The 7974-nt window shown below is 64.5% G+C and carries 5 protein-coding genes and 3 pseudogenes; 3 read left to right on the top strand and 5 right to left on the bottom strand.

What is annotated here, in order from left to right; translation table 11 throughout:
• Window positions 1–336: pseudogene (locus AA309_RS34795) on the top strand (hypothetical protein); the annotation flags it as partial.
• A 185-nt stretch (window positions 337–521) separates the two neighbouring features.
• Here the strand turns inward: AA309_RS34795 and AA309_RS28865 are convergent.
• From AA309_RS28865 to AA309_RS28850, 4 genes are all read right to left on the bottom strand, one after another.
• Window positions 522–1382: an urea carboxylase-associated family protein gene (locus AA309_RS28865; protein ID WP_047192470.1), complete on the bottom strand. Its 861-nt coding sequence runs from the start codon at window positions 1380–1382 to the stop codon at window positions 522–524.
• 84 nt (window positions 1383–1466) lie between these two features.
• Window positions 1467–3176, bottom strand: coding sequence for an acetyl/propionyl/methylcrotonyl-CoA carboxylase subunit alpha (locus AA309_RS28860; protein ID WP_047192469.1), 1710 nt, complete (start codon window positions 3174–3176; stop codon window positions 1467–1469).
• The gene (locus AA309_RS28855; RefSeq protein ID WP_047192468.1) at window positions 3173–4771 is read right to left on the bottom strand and encodes a 5-oxoprolinase subunit B/C family protein; all 1599 of its coding nucleotides are present in this window, start codon (window positions 4769–4771) and stop codon (window positions 3173–3175) included. Before AA309_RS28855 ends, AA309_RS28860 begins: the two co-directional genes overlap by 4 nt.
• A complete protein-coding gene (locus tag AA309_RS28850; protein ID WP_047192467.1) occupies window positions 4764–5528 on the bottom strand; it encodes a LamB/YcsF family protein in 765 nt (254 codons plus the stop codon). The genes AA309_RS28855 and AA309_RS28850 overlap by 8 nt, the downstream gene beginning before the upstream one ends.
• A 100-nt stretch (window positions 5529–5628) precedes the next feature.
• Here AA309_RS28850 and AA309_RS28845 point away from each other — a divergent pair, with 100 nt between their 5' ends.
• Together AA309_RS28845 and AA309_RS33755 are read left to right on the top strand one after the other, a co-directional pair.
• Entirely contained in the window at window positions 5629–6297 is a 669-nt protein-coding gene (locus AA309_RS28845; protein ID WP_047192471.1) for a GntR family transcriptional regulator, read from the top strand.
• A 131-nt stretch (window positions 6298–6428) separates the two neighbouring features.
• A pseudogene (locus AA309_RS33755) lies at window positions 6429–6914 on the top strand (transposase); the annotation flags it as partial.
• Window positions 6915–6926: 12 nt separating this feature from the next.
• On the opposite strand, the pseudogene AA309_RS33750 reads toward AA309_RS33755, so the two are convergent.
• Window positions 6927–7974, bottom strand: a pseudogene (locus AA309_RS33750) (IS110 family RNA-guided transposase); the annotation flags it as partial.

The raw sequence follows: 7974 nt of genomic DNA, 5'->3' as shown, positions 1-7974 counted from the left end.
AGACTTCGGCGACAGGACAGTCAGCCCTTGTACAAGCCTGCGGGCGGCAGCTGGCTCAACATGGCGGAGTCAATCCAGCGCGTGCTCAAGCACCGCGCGCTCGCCGGACAACATCCGCATAGTCCTGACGAGATTGGACACTGGTTCGAGCAGACGGCGCGAAGCTGGAATGCGCAGCCGACGCCGTTTGTCTGGAGCGGCAAGCGCCTGCAGCGGCGACGGCGCTCGTCACAGGACCCACTCCACCGGATCGGTGGCTCCGGAGCCTGCACCCGCCAGCCGCTCCCCAGCCCAGATCACAGGCACCAGCAGAATGCCAGGTCCGATGGCAGATGACCCACTAGTCGAGCCGGTCACCAGCGCAACTTTGCCTTGCAACGGCACAGATATGTCTATTGCGATGTTTTCCTCTTAAACGAAGGGGCTCGTAGATCGTAAGAAAAATCGAGCCTATGCTCGCGTCGCAAAAACAGTGTGGTACGAAGCCAAACTGGCGGACCATCCGCTGCCCGTAGTAGTCGTTACAGGTCGTGTGTGCCGTCATAGCCGTTGATGGCCGGCGGCGCCCAGCCTTCCGGCAGGCGCTTGGCCTTGTAGATTTCGACAACCAGCGGGTAACAGGCCGCCGCATCAGACGAATGTTCCGACGAGCAGTCGCCGCCTGGGCACGCGGACAAGGCACCGAGGAGGTCGACCTCGGCGAAGAATTCGAGATAATCGCTTGGCCGAACCGGGCTCGCCTTCATGAAGTACTGCCCTGTGTCGCGGGTGAAGCCGGTGCACATGAAGACGTTGAGCACGTCGTGCACATAGGTCTCCGCCTCGCGCACCGGCATACCGGTTGTTTTGGCGAAGGCGCGCGTCAGGTTTGAGTGGCAGCAATGATGATAGTGCCCGCCATGGCTCAGCAGGTTGTGCGTATATGGATCGCAGCGCGTGCCGATTACGTCATGTACCGAACCGCCGAACTCGTCGAAGCCGTACCAGTCTAAGGTGTCGTGAGTGATGGTAGCGATAGGGCGAAGATAGGGGAAGTTGGAGAAGAGCTGATCGCCGAGACCGACATGGGTGCCGTTCAGGGCCCGCGTCTTGCCCGTGTAGAGCCGCTCCCTCGGATCATGGGCGTTGAACAGGTTCAGATCACCCACCTGCGGCCCCTCGCTGCAGACAATGCGGAAGAAATGACCCGCTGGCACGGTCCACGTCGCGGCGTCCCGCGGCGGCACTATTACGGTTTTGGTGAGTTCCAAATCGTCGCGCAGCGCACGATAGGCAGCAAGATCCGGGCGCGGCAGGGTGTCGACCGGATAGCAGACGACGGGCTTGATTGCCTTACGGTCCATGGCATCGGCCGGCGCTTCTGTGATGGGAGTGGGCTTCATGGGCAATCTCCGTTTCGTTTCGCCGTCAGCGGGCATGGTTTCTTTTCAGGGGTCTTGGCCGGCAGGTTCTCTCATCCGCCCGCATCACTCGATGGTCGCCAGTTCCGCGCCGGGGCCGACTGCGTTCCCGGGTTTGGCCTTGAGGCGGATGCGACCGGCCTTCGGGGCGAGGATGCGGGTTTCCATCTTCATCGCCTCGATCAACGCCACGGCCTCTCCCTCGGCGACGGTTGCCCCATCCTCGACCAGCCATTGCTGGAGGGTACTGGGGATTGAGGCTGTCACCGCGCCCTCACTGGTAGGCGCGTTTGCGGCGCCGCCTGACTGCGGCGCGGAAAGACCGGAGAAGAGTGCGGTCGGCAGGCCAAGAGCATGACGCTTGCCATCGATCTCGATAAAACTGCGCAGGAACCCGCCCTCAACTGGATCGACGCGCGGCGCCGGTGCGACGCCGCGGAAGGCCGTCTCGATCCAGTTGGTGTAGACGCCAAAGCCGCCCTCGCCGGTGAAGTCACGCTCCTCCAGCACCGCACGGTGGAACGGCAGCACCGAGGCCACACCCTCGATCTGGAATTCGGCCAGTGCCCGGCGGGCGCGGATCAGTGCCTCCTCGCGGGTCGCGCCGGTGACGATCAGCTTCGCCATCATGGAATCGTAAAGACCAGGGATCTCCGAGCCGGTCTCGACCCCGGCATCGAGCCGCACGCCGGGACCGAACGGGGGGCGAAAGCGCGTGATCAGACCGGGCGTCGGCAGGAAGCCGCGACCGGGATCCTCGGCATTGATGCGGAACTCAAAGGCATGGCCCCGCGGGGCCGGCGTTTCCGTCACCGAGAGCGGCAGGCCGTCGGCAATGCGCAACTGCTCGATCACGATATCGACACCGGTCGTTTCCTCCGTCACCGGATGCTCGACCTGGAGGCGGGTGTTGACCTCGAGGAACGAGATGACACCATCTCGCGACAGCAGGAACTCCACCGTGCCAGCCCCGGTGTAGCCGGCCTCGGCACAGATGGCGCGGGCGGCCTCATGGATGCGGGCGCGCTGGTCCTCCGAGATAAAGGGAGCGGGAGCCTCCTCGACGAGCTTCTGGTTACGGCGCTGGAGTGAGCAGTCACGCGTGCCCAGCACCACGGTGTTGCCGTGGCGGTCGGCGATGATCTGCGCCTCGATATGGCGCGGCTTGTCGAGGAACTGTTCGGCATAGCACTCACCGCGGCCGAAGGCCTCTGTTGCCTCGCGCACGGCTGAATCGAAGAGTTCGCCCACCTCCTCCAGCCTGCGCGCCACCTTCATCCCGCGTCCGCCACCGCCGAAGGCGGCCTTGATGGCGAGCGGCAGGCCCGCCTCCTTGGCGAAGGCGACCGCGTCCGCCGCCGAGGCGAGCGGGCCGTCCGAACCCTTGACCAGCGGCGCGCCGACTTGGGCCGCGATCCGCCGGGCCTCGACCTTATCACCGAGCGCGGTGATCACCGCCGGCGCCGGCCCGACCCAGATCAGGCCAGCATCAATGACCGCCTGCGCGAACTCCGCACGCTCCGACAGGAAGCCATAGCCCGGATGGACGGCATCGGCTCCAGCGCGGCGGGCAATATCGAGGATTTTTGGGATGTTCAGATAGGTATCGGCCGGTCGGCCCGGGCCGAGGCCAAAGGCCTCATCAGCTAGCTCGGCGTGGAGCGAACCGGCATCGGCATCGGAATAGATCGCGACTGAGGCGACGCCGTAGTCGCGCGCGGCACGGGCGATGCGGATGGCGATTTCGCCGCGGTTGGCGATGAGCAGCTTTTTCATCGTTTGAGTTCCTTGACGAGCGGGTCGAAGGCAGCGATGGCATTGAAGCGGATGGTCGCCCCGATCGGGATCTGGCCGGCCAGATCGAGATGGTGGCGCGCGATGACGGCGATCACCGGATAGCCGCCAGTCAGCGGATGGTCGGCCAGGAAGAGCACTGGTTGCCCGCTGTGCGGTACTTGGATTGCGCCGAGCACCGTGCCCTCAGACGGAAGTTCCGCCGTGTCACGTCGTTCCAGCGGCTCGGCGCCGGCAAGGCGCATGCCGACCCGGCTCGATTCCGCCGTGACCTGCCAGTCCTGGGCCAGCAGCGTGGCGACACCCTTTTGCGTGAACCAGTCCGTGCGGGGTCCGAGCACCACATCAAGGGTCACGGTGTCGTCGGCCTTCGGCATTGTCTTAGGCACGGGCCGGCAGGGATCGACAGCAGCGGCGGGTGCGTTCGCCGGCACCAGCATGTCACCCGCCGTGATGGGTGCCGGGCCGACCTTCGCCAGCGTGTCAGTCGCTGCTGAGCCGAGGACGGGTTGGACGGCGAAGCCGCCGCGCAGCGCCAGATAGCTGCGCATGCCTTCCGGTGGGAAGTCGAGCGTCAGCTCGTCGCCCGCGTCGAGCGCGAAGGGCCAGCCAAAGGGGACGGCAAGGGTGCGTCCATCCACAGTGCGGATCGCAAGCGGTGCGGGCGCTCCCGTCACAGCCAGCGTGACCGGTCGGTCGGCCTTCAGCGCAAAGCCGCCGAATGTGATCTCGATTGCTGCCGCCGCGCGTGGATTGCCGACACAGAGGTTCGCGTCGATGAGGCTTGCATGATCAATCGCGCCGGATTCCGCAACACCCTGATCGGCGAGGCCGGGACGGCCGAGATCCTGGTAGAGCGCCGGGCGGTCGGCACGAGTGACAAGAAGGCCTGCGCTGGGGCTGGTGGCTGTCGTCTTCTCGTCCGGCCTCCCGGAGACCGGGACAGAGGCGCCTTTCGCCCTGTCGCGGAAGCGAACGCGGTCGCCGGGGGCAAGCAGCGCCGCACGGGGGCGGCTGGTGTCCCACATCTTGAGCGGCGTGCGGCCAAGAAGCTGCCAGCCACCGGGGCTGTCGGAGGGATAGATGCCGCCGAATTTGCCTGCAAGGGCTACCGAGCCGGCCGGGATGCGCACGCGCGGGCTCTTGCGGCGTGGGACGTCGAAGGCGGGATCGTCGCAGGTCATGTAAGCAAAGCCCGGCGCAAATCCGGTGAAGGCGACGGTATAGGTCGCTTCCGTATGGCGGCGGATCACCTCGTCCACGGTCCAGCCGAGGATGTCGGCAACGTCCCTAAGATCCTCGCCGTCGTAGATGACGGGGATCTCGAAGGTTTCTCCCTGCCGCGTGCTGCGGACGGAAAGGTCTATGCGGGAGATGACCTCAACCAACTTGGCGCGATCGTTGACAAGCGGGTCAAACCGTAGGAGGAGCGTGCGGGCTGCCGGCACGAGTTCGACAACCCCATCCGGACGATCGGCACGTAGAGCGTCGAGCAGCGTGAGCGTCGTTTCGAGATCATCGAGTTCGACCAGGAAGGCGTCGCTGCCAGCGGGCAGAAAGCGTAGACGTTCAGCCATGGGCGAAGCTCTTCAGCTCAACTCCATTATCGATGAGCCTGTCCCGCAGCGTGCGAGCGATCGCAACGGCAGCCGGTGTATCGCCGTGCACGCAGATTGACTGTGCCGCGAGCTCAATCTCTGTCCCGTCGATCGCGATGATACGGCCTTCGTTGACGAGACGCAGCATCCTGCTGGCAATGGCCTCCGGGTCATGGATGACTGCGCCGGGAAGTCGACGGCTGACAAGGCTGCCGTCAACATTGTAGGCACGATCCGCGAAGGCCTCGCAGACCACCGTGAGCCCCGCCGCGCGAGCCTGTTCGACGATCGGCGCGCCAGCGAGCGCCATCAGGACGAGCGAAGGGTCGATCGCCTTGATGCCTGCGATGACATCGGCCGCCTGGTGGGCATCGTGCGCCATCGTGTTGTAGAGCGCGCCGTGCGGCTTGACGTAACGCACCGTCGTCCCGGCAGCCTTCGCCAGCCCCTGAATTGCACCGATCTGGTAGATCGTGTCAGCCACCAGCTCCGCGCTGGTCGGCTCCATGTTGCGCCGGCCGAAGCCGACGAGATCCCGGTAGCCGACATGCGCGCCAATCGAAACACCCCTTTTCGCGGCTTCCTTCAGCACGGCAAGGATGCCCGCCGGATCACCGGCATGGAAGCCGCAGGCGATGTTGGCGCTGGTGACGATCGCAAGCATCGACCCGTCGTCGCCCATCGGCCAGGGGCCGAAACTTTCCCCGAGATCACTGTTGAGGTCAATGGGCGCCATGTCATAGCCTGTCCAATAGATGGTCCGTTTTGTTGAATAACATGATATATATTGTTCAACAATAGGAGCATAGAGCAAACAAGTTGAACAGACAAACATGATGGCAGACGAGAGGACCATAGTGACGGATGATCAATCCCTCGCCGAGGCAGTGGCCGCTCGCATACGCGAGCTGGTGATCGCGGGCGAGTTCGCGCCGGGCCAGAAGCTCTTGGAGCAGCAGGTTGCCGCCCGGTTCGGCATCTCGCGCAATACACTCCGAGAGGTCTTCCGCCTGCTCACAAGCCAAAGGCTGTTGCAGTACATTCCCAATCGCGGGGTCTTTGTTGCGGCACCGGACGAAGCTGCGGTCATCGATATCTACCGCGTGCGTTCGGTGATCCAGACGGGCGCTGTTCAAGCCGCGACCAGGGGGCATCCGGCCCTCGCGCGCATGCGACTGCTGGCCGAGCAGGGGCGCGAGGTGGGCTCTCGCGGCGACTGGCGTCAGGTTGGCACGATCAACATGGAATTCCATCGCGCCATGGTGGAGCTCTGCGACAGCCCCCGGCTCAGCGCCTGCTTCGATCTGGTGCTCGCCGAACTGCGGCTGGTCTTCGGTGAGCTTGAAGACACGGCTCATCTCCACGAGCCCTATATCGGCCTGAACGCGTCTCTTGTGCATGCACTCGAGGAAGCCGACATCCCGGCCGCGGCCTCGCAGCTGGAAGCCTATCTCCTCAAGTCGGAAAGGGCGGTGCTTGCAGCACTCCAACGCAGAAGAAGCTGAGAGTAGCTAACCGTTCTTATGCACGAGGCGGCTGGGGAGGGCTGGCGGATGTAGCTTAAGCACTTGAAGCAGCGTAGGATTTGGTTGCTGAGACTAATCCCTGCCACCGATTGCACTGTGCCACACCCGCCATACCGGACGATACAACTGCGACGTTCCTGTTTCCAGCCGTGTCCTGCAAGAAGATCACCCTCGCTTTCGACGGCGGGCGCTTGTCGTCCGACGGCGGCGTCATGCGCCTGGCCCAGGCCGAGCGCCTGGCGCGCGTCATCCCCGACCGGCGCGATCCGGATCGCGTGAAGCACGCCATCGCGTACATGATCCGCGCCCGCATCTTCGCCATCGCGTGCGGGTATGAGGACTGCAACGACTTCGGCCCGCTGCGCTCTGATCCGGCGTTCAAGCTCGCCTGCGGGCACTTGCCGGAAATCGGGGCGGCTCTGGCGTCCCAGCCGACCCTCTCGCGCCTGGAGAATACGCCCACGATCCGCGATGCAATCCATCTGACCTATGCTCTGATCGATCAATGAATGGCCAGCTACGCCACCCTGCCGGATGGCGTGGTGCTGGATTTCGACGACACCTGCGACGTGGTGCACGGGTATCAGAAGCTGTCGGCGGAAGATCAGTCGCGCCAGCGCGACAATCGTGACCTTCTTCAGCCGCCCGTCCAGGCGGCGCACGCGATCATGATACCACAGCGACAGCGCCGATCCTGGTTGATGCCGCAGCCAGAGCCAGGCCATCTCGACCAAGATGGCGCGCAGGCGGGGATTGCCGGCTTTCGACACTCCCTGCTCGTGATCGATCCTGCCACTCTTCCAGGGCGTCGGGGCTAGCCCGGCATAGGCTGCTACCTGTCGCCGGTTGTCAAAGTGCCGGAACAAGCCTTCCGACCACAGCGCCCCAGCGAACCCTGAGCCGATCCCCTTGAGGCCGACCAGCATCCGAACTGCCTTTGACGGGACCTCCGCCGTTTGCGCTGCTGCCAGAAGAGTATCGCGTTCGGCCTTCACGGCCGCGATCTGCCGATCCAGCAGCTCGATGGCCTCGAGTTCACGCAGCGTTAGGGCTTTGAGATGCTGCGGCAAGGCACGTCCGTCGCCGGTGCGCAACTCGTCGAGTCTTGCACGCTGGTCCGGACGCCGCGGGTCGTAGTCGGTAATACCTTGCGAGAAGAACAGGCCCTTCAATCTGTTGACATGCCGGATCCGTTCGCCGACGAGCGTCTTCAGCTCACGACAGAGGCGCCGCTGATCCTCTTCGTCCGGTGTTGGCACACGGACCATGGCGCACACCCGAGGCTCGCCGCGCTTGTAGGCCAGCAAGGTACGGACCAGAGCCTCGCCGTCAATCCGGTCGGTCTTGGCGCGCCGATGCCGGCGTGAGACGGCGATTGATGCGGGATCCACGACGTAGCTCTCGATGCCTTCTGCGACCAGGGCGCGATGAATCCAGAACCCATCCAACCCTGCCTCCTGGATCACCACAATCCGGGCGAGCTGGCCCGTGCGGGCGTGAGCCTTGCGTTGCAGATCCGCAAAGCGTCCCAGAAGCCCGGCCAGATCGCCGCCTAGCACTTGATGGCGCGACATCTTCTGGGTTGCACCTGGCAACAAGGCTGTCACGAGCCAGACAGCGCGACTGAGACAGCGCGACTGAGACCGTATGTTCTCG

The organism is Microvirga vignae (genome assembly GCF_001017175.1).
GTDB classification, from domain to species: Bacteria; Pseudomonadota; Alphaproteobacteria; order Rhizobiales; family Beijerinckiaceae; genus Microvirga; species Microvirga vignae.
This window is presented reverse-complemented; position numbering and strand designations above follow the sequence as displayed.

Bases quoted from the DNA above. Each gene is read 5' to 3' on its own strand.
- AA309_RS28865 (WP_047192470.1), bottom strand. From the start codon at position 1,382: ATGAAGCCCACTCCCATCACAGAAGCGCCGGCCGATGCCATGGACCGT.
- AA309_RS28860 (WP_047192469.1), bottom strand. From the start codon at position 3,176: ATGAAAAAGCTGCTCATCGCCAACCGCGGCGAAATCGCCATCCGCATC.
- AA309_RS28855 (WP_047192468.1), bottom strand. From the start codon at position 4,771: ATGGCTGAACGTCTACGCTTTCTGCCCGCTGGCAGCGACGCCTTCCTG.
- AA309_RS28850 (WP_047192467.1), bottom strand. From the start codon at position 5,528: ATGGCGCCCATTGACCTCAACAGTGATCTCGGGGAAAGTTTCGGCCCC.
- AA309_RS28845 (WP_047192471.1), top strand. From the start codon at position 5,629: ATGGCAGACGAGAGGACCATAGTGACGGATGATCAATCCCTCGCCGAG.